At 38.2% G+C, this 20,289-nt stretch carries 13 protein-coding genes; 11 read left to right on the forward strand and 2 right to left on the reverse strand.

Annotated features, from left to right (window positions below):
* The first annotated feature begins 174 nt into the window (after positions 1 to 174).
* The 7 genes from AC6UD1_RS04450 to AC6UD1_RS04480 all read left to right on the forward strand — a co-directional run bounded on the left by AC6UD1_RS04450 (position 175) and on the right by AC6UD1_RS04480 (position 9,716).
* Entirely contained in the window at positions 175 to 1,461 is a 1,287-nt protein-coding gene (locus tag AC6UD1_RS04450; RefSeq protein WP_500707390.1) for a cation:dicarboxylate symporter family transporter, read from the forward strand.
* 377 nt (positions 1,462 to 1,838) lie between these two features.
* Positions 1,839 to 3,170: an aspartate aminotransferase family protein gene (locus tag AC6UD1_RS04455; protein WP_500707391.1), complete on the forward strand. Its 1,332-nt coding sequence runs from the start codon at positions 1,839 to 1,841 to the stop codon at positions 3,168 to 3,170.
* An 18-nt stretch (positions 3,171 to 3,188) separates the two neighbouring features.
* Positions 3,189 to 4,652, forward strand: coding sequence for an APC family permease (locus tag AC6UD1_RS04460; protein ID WP_500695873.1), 1,464 nt, complete (start codon positions 3,189 to 3,191; stop codon positions 4,650 to 4,652).
* A 96-nt stretch (positions 4,653 to 4,748) separates the two neighbouring features.
* A complete protein-coding gene (locus tag AC6UD1_RS04465) occupies positions 4,749 to 5,975 on the forward strand; it encodes an argininosuccinate synthase (protein WP_500694132.1) in 1,227 nt (408 codons plus the stop codon).
* The gene (gene argH / locus AC6UD1_RS04470) at positions 5,972 to 7,348 is read left to right on the forward strand and encodes an argininosuccinate lyase (protein WP_500707392.1); all 1,377 of its coding nucleotides are present in this window, start codon (positions 5,972 to 5,974) and stop codon (positions 7,346 to 7,348) included. Before AC6UD1_RS04465 ends, argH begins: the two co-directional genes overlap by 4 nt.
* Before the next feature lie 144 nt (positions 7,349 to 7,492).
* Positions 7,493 to 8,962 (forward strand): ABC transporter substrate-binding protein/permease, encoded by a 1,470-nt coding sequence (locus AC6UD1_RS04475; RefSeq protein WP_500707393.1) that lies wholly within the window; start codon positions 7,493 to 7,495, stop codon positions 8,960 to 8,962.
* A complete protein-coding gene (locus AC6UD1_RS04480) occupies positions 8,955 to 9,716 on the forward strand; it encodes an amino acid ABC transporter ATP-binding protein (RefSeq protein ID WP_500707394.1) in 762 nt (253 codons plus the stop codon). Before AC6UD1_RS04475 ends, AC6UD1_RS04480 begins: the two co-directional genes overlap by 8 nt.
* 30 nt (positions 9,717 to 9,746) lie before the next feature.
* Here the strand turns inward: AC6UD1_RS04480 and AC6UD1_RS04485 are convergent, their stop codons facing one another.
* Together AC6UD1_RS04485 and AC6UD1_RS04490 are read right to left on the reverse strand one after the other, a co-directional pair.
* Positions 9,747 to 11,297: a bifunctional metallophosphatase/5'-nucleotidase gene (locus tag AC6UD1_RS04485; RefSeq protein WP_500707395.1), complete on the reverse strand. Its 1,551-nt coding sequence runs from the start codon at positions 11,295 to 11,297 to the stop codon at positions 9,747 to 9,749.
* A gap of 4 nt (positions 11,298 to 11,301) precedes the next feature.
* Positions 11,302 to 12,549 carry an MFS transporter gene (locus AC6UD1_RS04490; RefSeq protein ID WP_500694127.1) on the reverse strand — a complete coding sequence of 416 codons (1,248 nt, stop codon included), beginning with the start codon at positions 12,547 to 12,549 and terminating at the stop codon, positions 11,302 to 11,304.
* Positions 12,550 to 12,898: 349 nt separating this feature from the next.
* Here AC6UD1_RS04490 and AC6UD1_RS04495 point away from each other — a divergent pair, with 349 nt between their 5' ends.
* The 4 genes from AC6UD1_RS04495 to AC6UD1_RS04510 are packed head-to-tail and all read left to right on the forward strand — an operon-like array spanning position 12,899 to position 20,256.
* Positions 12,899 to 15,418 (forward strand): beta-ketoacyl [acyl carrier protein] synthase domain-containing protein, encoded by a 2,520-nt coding sequence (locus tag AC6UD1_RS04495; RefSeq protein ID WP_500701296.1) that lies wholly within the window; start codon positions 12,899 to 12,901, stop codon positions 15,416 to 15,418.
* 1 nt (position 15,419) lies between these two features.
* Positions 15,420 to 16,616 carry an aminotransferase class I/II-fold pyridoxal phosphate-dependent enzyme gene (locus AC6UD1_RS04500; RefSeq protein ID WP_500695865.1) on the forward strand — a complete coding sequence of 399 codons (1,197 nt, stop codon included), beginning with the start codon at positions 15,420 to 15,422 and terminating at the stop codon, positions 16,614 to 16,616.
* A gap of 12 nt (positions 16,617 to 16,628) precedes the next feature.
* A complete protein-coding gene (locus AC6UD1_RS04505; protein WP_500695864.1) occupies positions 16,629 to 18,464 on the forward strand; it encodes an ACP S-malonyltransferase in 1,836 nt (611 codons plus the stop codon).
* A complete protein-coding gene (locus AC6UD1_RS04510) occupies positions 18,457 to 20,256 on the forward strand; it encodes an SDR family NAD(P)-dependent oxidoreductase (RefSeq protein ID WP_500707396.1) in 1,800 nt (599 codons plus the stop codon). Before AC6UD1_RS04505 ends, AC6UD1_RS04510 begins: the two co-directional genes overlap by 8 nt.
* Positions 20,257 to 20,289: the final 33 nt, after the last annotated feature.

The following is a 20,289-nucleotide window of genomic DNA, read 5'->3' on the forward strand; positions in this document are numbered from 1 at the left end:
CGAACACAGAAGTTAAGCTTCAGCACGCCAAGAGTAGTTGGGGGATCGCCCCCTGCAAGGGTAGGACGTTGCCACGCAACCCAGAGTTTTTAACCATTTGGTTAGGAACTCTTTTTTTGTGCCGTAAATTAGGTGTATAATTACCAACAATTAAGTCATAAGGGTAGTGATTTTATGAAAATACAACGCTGGTACCGTTTTTCACTCGGTTGGCAAATTGTATTTGGCTTGTTCTTAGGGATTATCTTAGGTGTTATTTTTTATCAGAATAAAGATGCCATTAATGTAATGCAAAACATTGGGACTATGTTTATTAGCCTAATTCAAATGATTGTTTTACCAATTGTGGTTTCTTGTTTAACGGTTGGGATTGCCGGAATGGGTGACATCAAAAAGGTCGGACGAATTGGGGTAAAGACGCTGGTTTACTTCGAATTAATGACCACGGTTGCTATTATTTTGGGTCTCTTAGTCGCTAACATCACTCATCCCGGAACTTACATTAATGTTCATCAAATGCATGGATCGACGGACATTAGTCAATACATAGCGACTGCCAATCAATCCAAAAATACAGGAATCTGGTCCATGATCATGAACTTAATTCCTACTAACATCTTTGCGTCATTAAGCAAGGGTGATATGATGCCCATCATTGTTTTTTCGGTCTTCTTTGGTTTAGGAACCGCAGCCATCGGTGAAAAGGGACAAATCATTATTAACTTCATGAGTGCGGTCTCAGAAGTTATGTTTAAAATTACAAATTGGGTCATGCACCTAGCTCCAATTGGAGTTTGTGCCCTAATTGGGGTCACCTTGGCCGAACTAGGAATTAAGGCCCTGTTACCGTTAGGCTATTTTGTTTTCTTAGTTTACCTCACTATGCTTGTCTTCGTTCTGGTAGTAATGGGAGTGGTGGCTCGCCTCTGCCATTTCAAACTCTCGGACCTTTTGGCGGTTATTAAGAATGAAATTGTTTTAGCCTTTTCGACTGCCAGCTCTGAGGCGGTTCTACCTAAGATGATTCAAAAAATGGATCACTTTGGCGTTAATCCATCAATCGTTTCGTTTGTTATCCCAACCGGATACACCTTTAATCTTGACGGTTCGGCAATCTACCAGTCACTGGCGGCTCTTTTTCTTGCCCAAGCTTATAACATTCACTTATCGATTGGACAGCAGGTTACCTTACTGATTGTATTGATGATCACTTCAAAGGGAATGGCCGGAGTTCCAGGGGCCTCCTTTGTTGTGCTGCTTGCGACTATTTCAACGATTGGCGTTCCCATGTCTGGTTTGACCTTCATCGCCGGCATCGATCGGTTCATTGATATGGGTCGGACGGCAGTCAACGTGGTCGGCAATTCACTTGCGACGGTGGTAATTGGAAGTTCTGAACATGAATTTAACCGGAAGCAAGCGAATAGTTATGTCAAACAAGTTAAATCAAAAAAAGCATAATCGTTAAAGCTGAAGTTGGACATTTAAGCTGGTTTCAGTTTTTATTTTGTCGTTTGTTAAGAAATTGATAAAAAAGCATTGACAGGATTGGTCGTTTCAATTTACAATCAGTGAAACTAATGAAAGGAAGTTTTAGCGATGACGGCACCCGTAGTTTCCATGATTAGCATTTTATTATTCATTTTAGTCACAGTGATGATTAAAAATTGTGTGGATAATAAGATGCTTTTAAGTCAGAGCTAACTTCTTCTTTAAGTCCTCACAGTTTTGTTGGTAACTGCGGGGGTAAGCAGGTAATGTCCTCCAGTTACGTGAACTGGGGGACTTTTTTATTTTCAAGAAGTTAACTTTAATAAATAGTTCAAGGAGGGTTTGAAATGACAAATAAAGAAACGCTGGCTCACGAACAGCGCGCTTACTCAAAGGCAGCACGAATTAAGTATTTTGATATTGTAATTAAATCAGGGGCCGGAGCAATTTTAACGGACGAAGATGACCGCACTTACATTGATCTCTTATCCAGTGCATCTTCAACTAATACCGGACACTGTCATCAGAAAGTTGTCAAAGCCATTTCAGATCAAGCTAGCCGGTTGATTCAATACACTCCAGCCTATTTTGCGACTTCTGAAGAAGCTAAGTTAGCGCCACGATTAGCTGAATTGGCTCCAATTGACGGGCCAACTAAAGTGGCTTTTGGTAATTCTGGGTCTGACGCGAACGATGCGATTATTAAATTTGCGAGAGCATTCACGGGCCGTCAGTACATTGTGAGTTTTACCGGTGCTTATCATGGTTCCACGTATGGTGCAATTAGTACTTCGGCAGTTAGTCTCAACATGTCACGCAAAATTGGGCCACTCTTACCTGGTGTAGTTAAGGTTCCCTATCCAAGTCCATGGAATCGTCTAAAGGGTGAAAATGATGATGAATTCAGTGATCGGATGTTTGAGGCCTTTAAGTTGCCATTTGAGACTTATTTACCAGCTGAAGAGACGGCGGTCATTGAGATCGAAGCCATTCAAGGTGATGGTGGTTTTATTAAAGCACCAGAACGTTTTTTAAATCGGGTGTATCGATTTGCCAAGGATCACGGCATCCTATTTGCCGTAGATGAGGTTAATCAGGGCCTTGGACGAAGTGGGAAGATGTGGTCAATTGATTATTTTAAGGATGTGCATCCAGATTTAGTTGCGATTGGAAAGTCAATTGCATCCGGATTGCCGCTCAGTGCTGTTGCGGGTCGAAAAGAAATTATGGATGCCATGGATGCACCTGGGAATACCTTTACGACGGCTGGTAATCCAGTGTCGGCGGCCGCTGCTAACGCTACTCTAGACGTCATTAAAAACGAACACTTGGTAGAACGAAGCGCAAGATTAGGCAAACAGGCCAATCAATTCTTTAAGCAAATGGAAGACCGATTTCCATTTATTGGTGACGTTCGGATGTATGGATTAAATGGTGGAATTGACATTGTTGACCCTCAGACCAAGAAACCAGACGGTGATGCCGCTAACAAACTAATTTATCGAATATTTGAGTTAGGGGCCATCATGATTACCGTCCGTAGCAATGTTTTACGTTTCCAACCACCGTTGGTAATTAAAGAAGCTGATTTAAAAAGGTCCTTTTCAATTATTGAACGAGCAATGCAAGAATTAAACGACGGAAAATTAACTAAATCACCCGCAAACATGGGTTGGTAACCAAAAGGAGTTTGAAGCATGAAAAATATTTGGCACAAGATGAATGAAAAAGTTGATTTTCATTTCTATATATCTAAAGATAAACACTTGGAAAAAACCATGACCGTTAAGGACTTCCTCGCGCTCGGCCTTGGAACCATCCTTTCAACGTCAATTTTCACCTTACCTGGGATTGTAGCAGCTAAGTATACCGGACCGGCCGTTGTCATTTCGTTCATCCTAGCAGCACTAGTAGCTGGCCTCGTAGCAATGAATTACGCTGAAATGGCGTCCGTCTTGCCCTTTGCCGGCTCTGCTTATTCTTGGATCTCAGTCCTGTTTGGTAAATTTTGGGGCTGGATCGTTGGCTGGGCGCTACTAGCGGAATACCTCATCGCCGTGGCCTTTGTTGCCGCTGGACTCTCATCAAACGTCCAAGGACTAATCTCGCCGCTTGGAATTACGCTACCAAAGGCAATTTCTTCCCCACTTGGTACTAACGGAGGGGTAATTGATATTATTGCCGTTTTAGTGTTGGCACTTGTCACCTACATCTTGATGCGTGGTGACCGACAAACAACTCGAATTTCAAACGTGTTGGTAGTGTTGAAACTGCTGGCAATCGTGACCTTTATCGTGGTTGGTGCGACCGCTATCAAAGCCCAAAACTACGTTCCGTTTTTCCCGAAAAGTCATCCGAATCCTGATGGAACGGTCTTTGGTGGCTGGCAAGGGATCTACGCTGGAATTTCAACGATTTTTCTCTCCTACATTGGGTTTGATTCCATTGCCTCTAACTCTGGTGAAGCTAAGAATCCCCAAAAAACCATGCCACGTGGCATCATCGGTTCGTTAGTAATCGCTACGATTTTCTTTATTTGTGTTTCACTAGTGTTGGTAGGGATGTTTAAGTACACCATGTATACTAACAACGCCGAACCAGTGGGGTGGGCGCTTCGACAAAGTGGTCACACTATTGTTGCCACCGTCGTGCAGGCCGTGGCGGTTGCCGGGATGTTAGTGGCTTTAATTGGAATGATGATGGCTGGTTCCCGTTTAATCTATTCCTTTGGCCGTGACAAAATGTTGCCCAAGGCCGTTGGCAAACTGAATCAAAAAAAGATTCCAAGTAATGCGCTCTGGATCATCACCATCATTGGAATCATTCTGGGGGCCATTTTTCCGTTTACCTTCCTCGCCCAATTGATTTCAGCTGGGACGTTAATTGCCTTCATGGCGGTCTCACTGGCCATGTATCCACTCAGAAGACGCGAAGGGAAAACCCTCCCCAAGGCGGCTTACCGGATTCCTTTTTATCCAATCTTACCCGCATTAGGCTTTTTGGGTTCCCTCGCTGTCTTTATGGGACTCGATATTCAGGCTAAAATTTATGCGGTCGTTTGGTTCCTGTTGGGTGTCATTATTTACTTCGTTTACGGCATGCGTCACGCCGACTCCAAGATTCCCGACAGTGATGATCAAGAGATTGACGAGAACCTTTAAGTGTTGAATATGTGACTTTTATCCCAAAGGTGGTTGAAAAATCAATATTCGCGTAGTACTCTTAGAACAATCTTAAAAGAAAAGGGTGAATTAGTAATGTCAGATAAAAGGAAGAAAGTTGTTCTAGCATATTCTGGTGGTCTTGATACTTCAGTTGCGATCGCTTGGTTGACTGATAAAGGTTATGACGTCATTGCAACCTGCATCAACGTTGGCGAAAACAAGGACCCAGAATTCATTAAAAATAAAGCGCTAAAGGTGGGTGCCGTCCGCTCATACGTCATTGACGCTCAAGATGAATTCGCTGATGAGTATGCTTCAGTCGACTTACAGGCCAACGCCATGTACGAAGGATCGTATCCGCTTGTTTCTGCTTTATCAAGACCTTTGATTGTAAAGAAATTGGTTGAGGTCGCAAAGAACGAAGGCGCCGATGCGATCGCTCATGGTTGTACTGGAAAAGGAAACGATCAGGTCCGATTTGAAGTTGCTATTCATGCCCTTGCTCCCGACATAGACGTGTTAAGTCCAGTTCGTGACTGGCACTGGTCTAGAGAAGACGAGATTGAGTACGCTAAGGATCACAATATTGATATCCCAATTGATTTAGATTCACCATATTCAATTGACAGTAATATCTGGGGTCGTGCTAACGAAGCCGGGGTCTTAGAAGATCCATGGGTTAGCGCTCCAGAGGATGCCTTTGATATGACCAAACCGGTTGAAGAAACGCCCGATGAACCAACCGAACTAGAAATTACGTTTAAAAAAGGTCTTCCAGTTGCGTTGAACGGCAAGCCCATGAAATTCGCTGATATCATCAAAGAGTTAAATACGATTGCTGGTGAAAATGGAATCGGTCGAATTGACCACATTGAGAATCGGTTAGTTGGAATCAAATCCAGAGAAGTCTATGAGACTCCTGGAGCAACGGTGCTCCTTAAAGCTCACAAGGAACTTGAAGATTTGACCTTTGAAAGAGGATTGGCACACTTCAAGCCCATTGTTGAAAACGAAATCAGTGAGGTCATCTACGACGGACTCTGGTTCTCACCACTAATGGAGTCACTTCAGGCCTTTTTGAAGGATTCGCAGAAACACGTCAGTGGGGTGGTCAGAGTTAAGTTATTTAAGGGTAACGTCACCGTCCTTGGCAGAAAGTCAGAGAACTCGCTGTATGATAAGGATCTTGCTACCTATACCTCATCGGATTCATTCGACCAGGTAGCTTCCAAGGGCTTTATCAAATTGTGGGGTCTTCCAACGAAGGTGAACTCCCAGGTTCAGATTAAAAATCAAAAGCAAAAGGACAAAAGTAAATGAGCGATAAACTATGGGGTGGCCGCTTTACCGAGCAACCTGATGAATCGGTTGATAATTTTGGTTCGTCAATCTCTTTTGACCAGTTAATGGCCGACGAGGATATTGAGGGATCGCTAGCTCACGTAAAAATGCTAGAAAAGACTGGCATTCTTCCCGCTGGCGACGTTAAACAGATTGTCAGTGGCTTAGAGGGCATTCAAACCGATTTGCACGCTGGTAAAATTAAGTTCTCCAAAGCAAATGAAGATATTCATATGAATATTGAAAAGATCCTCACCGATCGGATTGGTCCGGTGGCCGGAAAACTTCACACGGCGCGTTCCAGAAACGATCAGGTGGCAACGGATTTTCATTTATACCTAAAAAAGCGGCTTCCCAAAATCATTGACGAGGTTACGACTTTACAGAAAACGTTGGTGAAGATGGCGGATGAAAACGTGGAGACCATCATGCCGGGTTATACACATCTTCAGCATGCCCAGCCCATCTCGTACGGACACTACTTGATGGCGTATTACCAGATGCTGAAGCGTGATAAGGAACGTTTTGAGTTTAACAAGAAGCACACGGACATGCTGCCACTGGGAGCGGCAGCCCTTGCCGGGACTACGTTTCCCATTGATCGCCAGTTTACTGCTCAAGAACTTGGTTTTGATCAGGTTTATGCCAATTCATTAGACGCGGTTTCTGACCGTGACTTTTCCCTGGAATTTTTGAGTAACTGTTCCATCTTGATGATGCATCTGTCCCGTTTCTGTGAAGAGATTAGTATGTGGGTTAGTTATGAATTTCAGTACCTAGAAATCAGTGACGAGTATTCGACCGGAAGCTCGATCATGCCGCAGAAGAAAAATCCAGACATGGCTGAACTGATTCGGGGAAAGACCGGGCGCGTGTATGGTGACTTGATGGGACTTCTGTCAACCATGAAGTCACTACCTTTAGCCTATAACAAGGACTTACAGGAAGACAAAGAAGGGGTCTTTGACGCGGTTAAGACCGTCTTACCGGCACTCAAGGTGTTCAACGGGATGCTCTCCACCCTAAAGATCAATAAGGACAAGATGCGTGATAGTACCAAGCATGATTTATCAAACGCAACCGAGCTGGCCGACTACTTGGCGGCCAAGGGGGTTCCATTTCGTGAAGCCCATGGAATTGTTGGTAAATTGGTCTTGAACTGCATTCAAACGCACCGTGACTTACAGGACCTGAGTTTAAAAGAGTTACAGAAAGCCTCATCTGTAATCCAGGATGATGTCTATCACGAACTCGATCCAGAAGTGGCCGTGAAGCGCCGCAACTCCGAAGGTGGAACTGGATTTGAGCAGGTCAGAGCGCAGATTAACAAGGCTAAAGCTGAATTAAAATAAAAAAGTAAAAAAGACTGAAGCCGCATGGCTTCAGTCTTTTTGCGTTCTTTGATAGCAGAATTTCTTAAATTAGATTTGCTTTTCATTTCACAGGTGGTACACTTTGAAAAATTAATTAAGAAATTGTTAAGGAGATGAAGTTCAATGAGTAAGTCGAAGTTAAAGACTGTCATGCAGTTGTTGTTGGTCGTTGTCATTGTTGGAATGGGTACCTTGTTAACACGACGACCAGCACACGCGGATGACCAATCGTTGAACCGAGTCAAGCAATCAGGAACACTGACCGTCGGAACCGCTCCGGATTATCCTCCGTTTGAGTTTCAGGTTAATAGGAATGGGAAACAGGACGATGTCGGCCTTGATATTGACATTGCCAAACAGATTGCGAAAAATTTACACGTTAAGTTAAAGATTAAAAATATGAGTTTTGATTCTCTGCTGGTAGCCGTTCAGTCGGGTAAGATTGACATGGCAATTGGCGGAATTAATCCGACTCCCGAACGGAAGCAGAATGCTGATTTCTCCAAGATTTACTATAGCGGTGGACAAGATTTTCTCATCAACAAAAATGATACTGGTAAGATTAAAAACAAAAATAGTTTAAGTGGGCAAAAGGTTGGAACCCAGACCGGAACCTTGCAACAAAGTTTAGCTAAAAAGTATATTCCCAACGCGCACGTAGTTGGGATGGACAAGACACCAGATTTAGTTCTTGCACTTAAGACCCATAAAGTTGCCGCTGTTGGGGTTGAAAAGCCAGTGGCCCAAGCCTATGTTGCAAACGATCATGCCCTAAGGGCCGTTGATTCGGGTTACAAATTAAATAAAAACGACGTTGGGACTGCCATTGCGTTTAAGAAGGGTAACACGTCCCTTGTAGGCGCCGTCAATCAAAGTATTGATCAGATTCACCAAAAGAACCTGATTCCACAATACCTAAAGGATGCCGGGAAGCACATGAAGGTTAATACCCACAACACGTCAATGTGGCACTACTGGAAATACTTTGCCACTGGGGTTGAATACACTTTAATTATCTCGGTCGTTTCCGTCTTCTTCGGCATCATTCTTGGCATCATCTTGGTACTGATGAGACTCTCGAAATACAAGTTCTTGAGCTGGCCGTCAGTCGCCTACACCGAGTTTGTCAGAGGAACACCTATGATGGTACAGGTGCTGTTCGTCTACTTCGGTTTAGGCGTTCTGGTCAACATTCCCGCGTTAACCGCCGGCATTATTGCCGTTTCCTTAAACAGTGGTGCTTATGTCAGTGAGATCATCAGAGGTGGGATTAACGCCGTTGACAAGGGGCAGTCAGAAGCATCGAGAAGTTTGGGGCTTTCTAAAAAAGACATGATGGCATCGGTTATTTTGCCCCAGGCCTTTAAGAACATTTGGCCCGCCCTTGGAAATGAATTTATCACCATTATCAAGGACAGTTCCATCGTTTCAATCATTGGAGTAACAGAAATCGTGTACGAACTAAACATCGTTCGGGCTGACACTTACAGAGGAGTGGCACCGATTGCCGTCGCAATGATTCTCTACTTTATCCTCTCGTTCTCGTTGTCAAGGGTGCTGAACTACTTTGAAAGAAGGATGAACCATGACTAAAACTGATAATGAAACGTTGATTCAAGTCAACGATTTGAAAAAAGATTTTGGGGAAAATGAGGTCTTAAAGGGCATCGACGGAACCATTAAAACGGGTCAGGTCATCTGTGTGATTGGTCCCTCTGGTTCCGGTAAGAGTACCTTTTTACGGTGTCTGAACATGTTGGAAGAACCCACCAGCGGACAAATTATCTTTGATGGAAAGGACCTTACCAGGTTCAACCACAAAGAGGTTGCTACTTTGGGTGAACGGATTGGGATGGTGTTTCAAAGCTTTAATCTTTTTCCTAACATGACCGTCTTAGAAAATTTAAAGCTGGCTCCTAAAAAAGTGAAACACGTCAAAGATCAGGAGGCCGCTTCAATTGGACTGAGATTACTAGACCGAGTGGGATTAAAGGGGAAGACCAATGTTTATCCGTCCAGTCTCTCTGGTGGACAGGCCCAAAGAGTTGCCATGGCTAGAGCACTTGCCATGAATCCGCAAGTTATGTTATTTGATGAGCCTACAAGTGCACTTGATCCTGAAATGGTCGGTGAAGTGCTTCATGTCATGCAAGGACTGGCCAACGAGGGCATGACGATGGTGGTTGTGACCCATGAGATGGGTTTTGCGAAAAAGGTAGCCGATGAAGTCTGGTTTATGGCGAACGGTTACATCCAGGAAAAGAATACGCCGGATCAGCTCTTTGACCATCCCCAAAATCAGCGAACCAAAGAATTTATCGATAAAATTATTAATGAAGATGAGTAGACTAAAAGAGCTTCCGTTTGGAAGCTCTTTTTATTTTCTGACCGTTAAATTATTCGGGATGGTGGCGACATAGGGGTCGTGTCTTTTTAGATACTGCACAATTAAGTCGGAGGCACTGTCTGGACTTTCGTTGATTACCTTCTGGGTGTTAAACATGTCATAGTCGCCACCACCAATGGCCCGATAGTTATTTAACGCAACCTTTAATTCCTGATTATAAGCAATGGGCTGATCGTGATAGTTGAGTTTAACCACCCGGTTGCCAACCGGTTGGGAGATGTCAAATTCGTAGTCAATTCCACTGTAGATGTCGTAGTTGAATAGTTGCATTTTGGGGGTAATGAATTTGGGGTCAATGACAATCTTACCGTTTTGAATGGCGAAAAATTCGGCACATTTTTCGAGGGCCCGCTTTAAATCCGCTCCGGTAATTTTTTCGGCCATAATGGTGTTGGGGTAACTGTAACCGTTGATGATTTCACGCATTGAAATGTCATGATGAAAGCCCTTAATATCATCGTTGAAGAGGGCGGTTCCGGCGATGTCAACGTTCATCGCATCCATCTCCACCCGATTGATAAAGTCGATGTAGGGATGATTGTTCATTCGGACCTTCATGGGATCGTCAATCAGCATGCTTGCTCCCGTTGTTTGGCCGACTGGTTGATCCAGCCAGTCTTCCACCTCGCTTTCGATTTGATGATCGGGAATTAGGTCATAGTCTGGTTGGGTGTGAGCCGTTGAAATGAGATGACTGGAACTTCTAACAAGCTGTTTGTTAGAAGTTAAATCCAGGTCAATTTCACCGACATCACTGCCGTGAACTCCAGGTTGAGTGAAGGGAACGCCATTAATTTTTCCCGCCAACTGACGGTGCTGATGACCCGTAATGAGGGCATCAATTCCAGGGACTTCCGTCGCAATGCGGTAGCCTTCGTTTTCTGACGTGTCTTTTTCAGTTGGCTCACCGGTCTTGGGATCGGCTTCAATCCCACCATGGTAGGCGACAATGACCACGTCCGCCCTTTGACGTAATTCAGGAACATACTGCTTAGCCGTTGCTAGTGCTGAATTAAATTTTAATCCATGAATGTTATTGGGACGCTCCCAATTGGGAATAAAGGCGGTCGTTAGTCCGAGAATGGCAAACTTGACGCCTTTTTTTTCGATAATTACGTACGGTTGATCGGCAATCTTGTTAGAAATGGCACCCTCAATGTTGGCGTTCAAAATGGGGTAATTCCGTTTACTCTCAGTGTCCCTAATGTACTGTTGGCCGTAGTTGAACTCGTGATTTCCCAGGGTAGCGGCATCATATCCAACGTCAGCCGTTATTTGACTGAGAAGACGACGTTTGTCTGCGCCCTGTTCTGACAAAAAGGTTGAAAATGGTGATCCTTGAATCCAGTCCCCATTTTCAATTGCTACGATAATTTCGTCGTCTTTTTCGTCCTGTTGTGCTTTTTTGATGATGGCACCCGCCTGAAGCATGCCGAGTGAAGCGTGGTTATTGCGGGTTGTATAGTTAGTGGGGTACACGTATCCATGCACGTCACTGGTTGATAAAATTCGGACTTTCAAGTTATTATGCCACCTTTTCCGTGTTTTCTGATGTAGTGATGGGAGTCTTGTTTTCGTGTTTTAATTCCTTGATTGACAGCATGATTACGAAGCTAACGAGGTAAATCCCGCTCAAAAAGAGGATCACCGCCATGAGGTTAAAGCGATCCATCAAGAATCCAATCAGGACGGTGGAAAAGCTGCCGACACTTTTAGCAATACTCATGATGGTGTTGTTGGCCGTTGCCCGAATCTCGGTTGGGTAGAGCTTGCTGACGATGGTTCCATAACCACTATACATCCCGTCGGAACAGAAACCAACGATTCCACCACCGATGAGGAATTCCAACTTATTTTGCGCGATAATCAGTAAAAAGACTGAGGCAGCGGCGGCTAGTAGCCAGATGCCATACGCCAGACGACTGCCGAGGTGATCCTGAACGATCCCAAAACACATGATCCCAAGTGACATGCCGACGATGGTCGCAATCATCCAGAGGGAGGAACCGGCCACTGAGATGTGCATTCTTTCTTGAGCAATTGAGGGAAGCCAACTAATGAGACCGTTATAGCCGGCGATGTGAATCATGAACATAATCATGATTCTGACCGTTAGAAAGCATTCTTTCGGGGTGGCGAATAATTCGGTCCAGTGGCTGAAATCACGGTTAGGATCTTTTTCAATGGCGTTTCGGTTCTCGGTAAATTCTTTACTCTCGGGTAAGTGAAATCTGATAAACCAAGCTAAGATAACGGGAACGATCCCAATGAAGAAGAGGACGTGCCAACCAAAGTGGGGAAGAATAAAGGCAGATAGGAGGGAGGCAATAATTGAACCAATCTGACCGCAGACTCCAGCAGCGGCCGACAAGCGACCGAGATATTTCTTGGAGAAGGCCTCACTTAGCATGGTAATCGCAATCCCATACTCACCAGAATTACCGACACCGATGATGATGCGAAAGAGACATAGCATCCAGAACGAGTTGGTAAGTCCCATTCCGGCGGTTCCAATGGCATAGATAATGATGGTCCAGCAGAGAGTTTTGACCCTTCCATAACGGTCGGCGATTGCGCCAAAGCCAATCCCACCGAAAATGGATCCGATGGCGGTAATGGCTGGCAGTAAGCCACCCTGAGCCTTTGAGATGTTTAAGCTAATGATGATTGAAGCCAGCGCCAGTGACATGAACATGGCGTCCATTCGTTCCAGGATGAACCCAATCCCAGTTGACCACGTGATGCGCTTTTGATACTTTGTCAATTTTGGCATAAAAAAATTGTCCTCCCATTTAATTCTGCAGGGTCCAGATTCACCGCACAAAATAGCATGAGAACACAATCGTTCAATCATTATATGGATAACATGTTATGCTTGTGGCTTCTCTGAACCATTTAAAGCTCTATATTGTAATTAATATTATCATAAAGTTGATAAAATGCAATGCAGTTTTACTGAAATAAATTATGGTTATGAGATTAGTTATTAAATATACCAGTTTGTATTTAATTTAAAGAATTATTTTTCAGTTTTATGTTTATTATGCTTGTGTTTTATTCCAAAGTTAACTAGAATGATAAAAATAGTAAAGTGGACACTGTCCACGGAAGGAATATATATAATGAATGATGTATATGAACCAATTGCTATTGTAGGAATTGGTTGTGCTTATCCACCAGAAATTTTTAACGAAAAAGACTTTTTTGAATTTGTTAAAGGTGGAAAAAATGGAGTAAATGTTGTTAATGATTCTATATGGGATAAATCTAAGTATTATTCTTCAAATCATAGTGAAGATGACAAGACATATTGTGAAAAATCAGGATTCTTAAATAAAATGCCTATGGATTCTTTGCTTTTAAAAAAGTTTGATATAGATTTTGATTCTGTAAAAGTGTTAAACAAAACTCAGCAATTGATGTTACATACCATATTAAGTGCTATTGACGCGACGGGATCTTCAGTTGATGATTTTAAAGATTCTTTATTGGTTGTAGGAAATATGTTAGGTGATGAAGCTTATGCAAATTTTGTCTTAGCTAAAAGGTATGTAGAATATTTTAAGATTGCTAAAGAATTTGGGATTAATTCATCTGATTTATTGAGCAAATTAAAGGATTCAATGTTTGATAAATTTATTAGTAAAAATATATCTCTTTTTAATATATTTCCATCTAATTTGCTTGCTGGTGTTACAAAAACACTTAATTTGAATTGTAATTCTTTTGTTCTTGATGGCGCTTGTTCGGGTAGTTTATTAGCTTTAGATGAAGCAATCAAAAACATTCATTTGGGTGAATGTAATAGTGCAATAGTTACTGGTGTATTGGGGAATATTGGAGTTACTGGAAATGTTGCGTTTTCTAAAATCGGAGCTTTATCCTCAACTACCGCAAATCCTCTAGACGAAAGTGCTGATGGATTAATTCCTGGTGAAGGATGTGGCACGGTCATTTTAAAGAAATTAACTGATGCAGAAAATGATGGCGATAATATATTGGGAGTTGTGTCAGGTTCTGGTGTCTCAAGTGATGGATCAGGTAAGTCGATTTATGCCCCTTCATCTGAAGGTCAATATAGAGCAATGAAAAAAAGTTTGTTGAGGAGCAACATTGATTTTAGTGATGTTGATTATGTTGAAATGCATGCTACTGGAACACCAGTTGGGGATAAAGTCGAATTAACAGCACTTGAACATTTAATGAATGAATATTTACGAAAAGATAAATTATATGTTGGCTCTATGAAGCATCAAATTGGCCATAGTTTTTCAGCAGCTGGGATGGCAAATTTATTTAAAGTATTGTTATATTTTGATGAACCTAATTATCCAATTACATTTGGATTTAATAAGTATCCAAGTGACTTAGACGATGATATAAAAAATAATATAGTTGTAGTTGATAAAAAGGTTGATTGGCTCAGTAAAAACAAAACACCTAAAACGGCAATGATAAATGCTTTTGGTTTTGGTGGTATTAATGCAAATATAATAGTTCAAAAGTATAAAGAAGGATATTTTAGTGAAGAACAAAAAGAGTCTAAATATGATGATGTATATCAAATAAATGGTATTGGTTTTGCATCTAGTAAATTTAAAGATGTTGATTCTTTTATTAAAAATAATGAAACTACTATTGATTTTCCATATTTAAAATATAAATTACCTCCAACCGTTGCTGAAAAGATTGATTATTCTCAAAAAATTGGCTTAATAGCGGCTAATGATGCTTTAATTGATGCAAAAAATAATTTATCAAAAATAAAACGGGATAGAATAGGATTATTTGTTGGAGGAATGCTTGGGCTTGAAAAAGCTTACTCTTATGATAGTAGGATTAGAAGTAAAGAACTATCTGAGTGTTTGCATCAATTAAATTCGAAAATTAATGATAGCACTCTAAATGAAATTGAAGGTAAATTTAAAAATTCTTTTACTAGTTTAAGCGAAGATAGTTTGCCTGGATTTATGGATAATATTGTTGCAGGAAGAATTTCTAATGCATTAAATATTCAAGGCTCTAATTTAGTTATCGATGCAGGTGATAGTTCTTTTGTTACAACTTTGCATCAAGCTATTAATAGTTTAAATATAGATGAATATGATGCAGTAGTTGTAGGTGCCGTTCATGCTAATACTGATGATAGTTATTTAGATTTAAAAGCAACAATTGAAAATAGTAAAGTGATTGACCCACAAAAATCAGCATGTTTTTTTGTAATTACCAAAAATACAACAAAAGATTCTAAATATGGGTACGTCACGAATCCTGTACCTTCCCATATTTCAAACAAAGATAACTCATTTAAATCTAAGTTTAGAAATTATTTAGGAACTCAAGATGCAGTAGAATTATTAACTTCCGTAATAAGTGATCCAGATACAAAAACTGAATTTCATACTAAATCTAATAATTATCAGAATTGGGAATATAATTTTTTGCCTAGAGTGACAAATATTCGTAAAGAAAAAATTGCTTTTTTTGATACTTATGATGCTTATAGTATTGAAGATATGATTAATAATAATAGTTTTTCAGAGAAATTATTAAATACGTCGAGAGTTGCAATTGTGTATAAATGTAAGAAAGATTTAATTGAAAAAAGTAGATTATATAAAAAAATTAAAAAGGGAGAATAGTATGAATATTTCAAATGGATTAGAAGAAAAAATTAATAACAATGTAAAAGATATAATTGAAGGGAAAAGAACTAAAAATTACGTATTTGAACCCTCGTTTGAATCTGCACAAGATGGGACATCTGTAATAAATAATAAGGATGTTGTCATGCTTACTTCTAATAATTATTTAGGTATGGCAACAGATGCGGATGTAGAAGAGAAAATGAAAGATGCTATTGATAAATATGGAAGTGGAACCTGTGGTGCAAGACTGCATAATGGAACAACTGATATGCATGTTGAATTAGAAAAGCAATGTGCCAAATTTTTTAATACTGAATCTGCGGTTATTTTAAGTTCTGGATTTATGGCAAATTTGGCTGCCATTTCATCTATAGCTGATGATGAAACATTAATTATTACTGATAAACTTAATCATGAAAGTATAGATGATGGAATTAAATTATCTGGTGCAACCGTAAGAATATTTGAACATAATAACATGGAAAAGTTAGAGTATATTCTTTCTAATAATGATGACTATGATAAAAAATTGATCATTGTTGAAGGTGTTTATTCTATGGGCGGTGATTTATGCCCACTAGATAAAGTCAATGAATTAGCAAAAAAATATAATGCAAGTGTTTTAGTCGATGAGGCGCATGCTTTTGGATTTATAGGTAAACATGGAAGAGGAGTTTCAGAATTATTTAATGTAGAGAAAGATGTACATATGAGGATGATAACTTTTAGTAAATCGGCGGCTACGGTTGGTGGATGTATTGCAACAGATAGAAAAACTGCTGAGTATATAAAGCATAATTCCAATCAATATATTTTTAATGCAAGCTTACCACCAACAATTATTGCTGGAACAATTGAATCTATTAAAAAAATCCAAACAGAAACATGGAGGAGAAAAAAATTATGGGAAAATACACTAAGGTTTAGACGTGGACTATTATCCATGGGATTAAATGTAATGGAAAGCACATCACCAATAATTCCTATATTTGTTGGTGATGATGTTCTAAACATGAAAATCACAAAAGAATTATTAGATAAAGGTGTCTATATAGCAACTGCAATATACCCAGCTGTTCCTCATAATTCGAGTAGGTTGAGAGCAACGATTACATCGTCATTAACAAATGCCGAAATTGATTATTCATTATCGACTATTAAAGCTGTTTTTAGTAGTAATGGATTACTTTAAGGGGTTTTGATAATGAAAGACAACACTTTATTAAAAAATAATGATATTTTGCAACGTATACCAAAAATATATAATAATATAGCATTTACTTTTCCTGGACATGGATCTCAATATAAAAAAATGTTTAAAGATTTTAACAATAGTATTTTTAAAAAATATTTAGCGCTAGGAGATAAATACTATCAGGAAGTATCACAAACTAATGACAAATTAAGCGATTTAATTAACACCCCTGCTATTAATTATTCTTATGTAATGCAACCAGCTATATTTATAGTTGAATATTCAATGTTTCAAACGATGATTAGTTATGGAATAAAACCAGATATTTTAATTGGCCATAGTTTAGGAGAAATATCTGCATTAGGTTGTGCAAATGTATTTTCTTTTAGAGACGGAATTGATATATGCTACAGAAGGGCTAAAATATTGAATTTCTTGCCCCAAACAAATAATGGAATAATGTTAAGTATCAATATGGATAAAGATTCAATTAAAAAAATACTTGATAGTTATCATATGGAAATATCTATTGTTAACGACAATCAACATGTTGTTACTTCAGATAATATTTTTAAAATTTTAAAATTAAGAAAATATTTGGATTCAAAGAAAATAAAATCATCTATAGTTAAAAGTCCATTCCCATTTCACTCAAAACTAATGGAGCCGGTAGTTGAAAAGTTTAAAAAGTCTATTACTGAATTTAAGTTTAATGAAATGAACTATAATATTTATTCGCCAATTTTACAAAGAGAGTTAACTAAAAGTGATATTAAAAATATTCCTGAAATTATTTCAAATAGTTTAATTAAAAAGTTTGATTTTGAGAAAAGCATTAAAGAGATTCATTATCAATATAAGGTAGGAATATTTGTAGAAATTGGATCAGGATATATATTGACTAATCTAGTAGATAATATTTTATCAGATTGTTATGTTTCAATTAATTTAAATTCTCCTAAAAGCGATGATAATTTAACGTTTTGTGAAGCAATAATACAAATTAAATTGAATTTAATTAAAGATCGTACAGAAATGGAAGGTAATAAATCAATGAATGAAAACGATAGTAAAATTACTGAGATCCAAAAAATAACTGGCTATCCGGAAAATGTCGTATTTGAAATGATTCATAGTAAATATGACAATATCAGCATAAAATATGCAGTTTCTCCGCAAGTAGCTAAAAAGATTCAGTCTATTATAGACCTTAATGATACAAATATTAATATTGGAAGTATAAGCAATTCAAGTTTAGAAAATGAAAGTATAGATAATAATGTAAAGAATGATGAAATAAAAAATGAAAGTGATACAAACATTGATGATCTTGTATTGAATACAATTGCATCGAAGACAGGGTACCCCAAAGAGGTTTTACAAAATGATGCTGAATTAGAGGCTGATTTGGGTATCGATTCAGTTAAAATCGGTGAAATAATAAATGAAATTTCTAAAAAAAGTAACATTGATATTACAAATCAAACAATTATTCCTAAATCTGTAGGAGATATAATTGATTTCTTTAATACTAACTTAAATAATACAGGTGAAATTAAATCTATTAAACATAATGATAAGAAGAATGACAAAGTAAAGGATAAAAATGGTACAAACATTGATGATCTTGTATTAAATACAATTGCATCGAAGACAGGATATCCTAAAGAAATTTTACAAAATGACGCAGAGTTGGAAGCGGACTTGGGCATTGATTCCGTAAAAATTGGCGAAATTGTAAATGAGATAGCTAAAGATTTAAACATTGATGATATTAACAATAATTCATCAGTTAAAACTGTTGATGATGTTATTGAGGCCTTTAAGGGAAAGTATTATGAATAAAGCTAATAGATATGAAGCAGTTACTATTCCATATTCAATAGTAGACGAAGATAGTAAGTTAAACTTGTATAATAAGAACATTATGGTTATTGGAAATAGTGATAATAAAGAGCTTTCCAGTAATTTGGTTATGTTATTAAGTAAAACGAATAATGTTGAATTTTGTTCATTTAGTTATAATACATCTGATGATGAATTGAAAAATTATTTTAAAGATAAAAGTAATTTCGACGTAATATTGAATATGAGTTCTTTTTTTACTAATTCAGATTTAAACGATACATTTAATAAATGGAATGACAAAGTTAATTATATTTACAATTGTGCATTTTATTCATCTAAATATAATTATGAAATGCTGAGTAATGGAGCCTGCTATATAGGACTAACTAATGTTGGCAATGCTTTTGGCATTGAAAAGGGTGGTAATACAAGTAATAGTTTAAGTGGAATTTTAACCGGATTTATTAAGGGATTAGAAAAAGAACTAAGGCCGATTAATTGTAAAGTTGTAGATTTCGATAGTGATTATATACATGATAATGATATTCTAGAAAAAACAATCATTTCTGAAATGACCTCATTTGGAAATAATATTGAGATAGCATACACGAAAAATGAGAGGAAAAAGGTAGTAACAATACCTGCAATTAAATTAAATAAAAGTAAAGATATTTCAATAAGTAAGAGCGATACAATCTTGTTTACTGGCGGTGGCAGAGGAATAACAAATAAAATATTAATTGGGATGTTAGAAAGGTACCAATGCGCTGCTGTTATAACTGGAAGAACTAAAATAACCGAAGAAACATATAAAATTGCAAGAATGAATGATGATGAATTAAATGATTATAAACGAAAATTCATGATGGATGAATTTAATAAACATAGTAAAGAATCACCTTTATATATGGCTAATGAATTTAATAAATTATTACATTCTAAAGAATTGTTAGAAAATTTAGAGTATTTGAAAAGTAATGGATATAATATTGATTATGTTTCGTGTGATTGTAGTAATGATGATGATGTTAACAATTTAAAGAAACGATTAATAAATAAAGGTATAGACATAAAAGGAATAGTTAATGGTGCAGGTCTGCCATCGTTTGGTAAGATAATCAATAAAAATGAGAAATTAGCTAATCAAGTTGTTACATTAAAAGCCAATTCTTTATTTTTATTGAATAAATATTTTATTAATGAGAATACAAAATTTGTAATTAGTATGGGATCCATTTCAGGAAGATTTGGTATGGATGGTCAAGCTGACTATTCCGCTGGCGCAGATGTTCTAGTTAAAATAACTAATGAATTAAAAGCAGTTAATTATAATTCTAATGCTATATTTAAAGTTATTGGTTGGCCTGCATGGGACAAAGTTGGAATGGCATCTAATTCAGATGTTATGGAAATTCAACAAAATCAGCGGGGATTAACTTATATTGATCCAACAGAAGGAGTAAGACATTTTTTAAATGAACTTAATGATGATGGAAATGGTTCAGAATATTTATATTTTGGAGAATTGGGTACAGAAAATATGCCTAAAGGGCAACTAGATTATATTAATTTAGGAAAATATAATTATAAAACTCAATTAGACGAGAATAATCATGTGGTAAACAAGATAAAGTATCCTTGGATTAACAAAATAAATAAATATAGCAACAAATTTATTGAGGGTCAGAAGAAAATAAATATTTCTGTTGATAAACATTTAGAAGAACATATTGTTAAAGGACAAAATGTTTTGGCAGGAGTTTCCATGTTGAAATATGCGCCGAGCTAAGCAAGTTATTTTGTGATATTCACGATTTTGATG

It is taken from the genome of Fructilactobacillus sp. X8R1C1, assembly GCF_059900945.1.

Excerpts from the sequence above, each read along its gene's own strand:
- AC6UD1_RS04450 (WP_500707390.1), top strand. The coding sequence starts at position 175 with ATGAAAATACAACGCTGGTACCGTTTTTCACTCGGTTGGCAAATTGTA.
- AC6UD1_RS04455 (WP_500707391.1), top strand. The coding sequence starts at position 1,839 with ATGACAAATAAAGAAACGCTGGCTCACGAACAGCGCGCTTACTCAAAG.
- AC6UD1_RS04460 (WP_500695873.1), top strand. The coding sequence starts at position 3,189 with ATGAAAAATATTTGGCACAAGATGAATGAAAAAGTTGATTTTCATTTC.
- AC6UD1_RS04465 (WP_500694132.1), top strand. The coding sequence starts at position 4,749 with ATGTCAGATAAAAGGAAGAAAGTTGTTCTAGCATATTCTGGTGGTCTT.
- argH (WP_500707392.1), top strand. The coding sequence starts at position 5,972 with ATGAGCGATAAACTATGGGGTGGCCGCTTTACCGAGCAACCTGATGAA.
- AC6UD1_RS04475 (WP_500707393.1), top strand. The coding sequence starts at position 7,493 with ATGAGTAAGTCGAAGTTAAAGACTGTCATGCAGTTGTTGTTGGTCGTT.
- AC6UD1_RS04480 (WP_500707394.1), top strand. The coding sequence starts at position 8,955 with ATGACTAAAACTGATAATGAAACGTTGATTCAAGTCAACGATTTGAAA.
- AC6UD1_RS04490 (WP_500694127.1), bottom strand. The coding sequence starts at position 12,549 with ATGCCAAAATTGACAAAGTATCAAAAGCGCATCACGTGGTCAACTGGG.
- AC6UD1_RS04495 (WP_500701296.1), top strand. The coding sequence starts at position 12,899 with ATGAATGATGTATATGAACCAATTGCTATTGTAGGAATTGGTTGTGCT.
- AC6UD1_RS04500 (WP_500695865.1), top strand. The coding sequence starts at position 15,420 with ATGAATATTTCAAATGGATTAGAAGAAAAAATTAATAACAATGTAAAA.
- AC6UD1_RS04505 (WP_500695864.1), top strand. The coding sequence starts at position 16,629 with ATGAAAGACAACACTTTATTAAAAAATAATGATATTTTGCAACGTATA.
- AC6UD1_RS04510 (WP_500707396.1), top strand. The coding sequence starts at position 18,457 with ATGAATAAAGCTAATAGATATGAAGCAGTTACTATTCCATATTCAATA.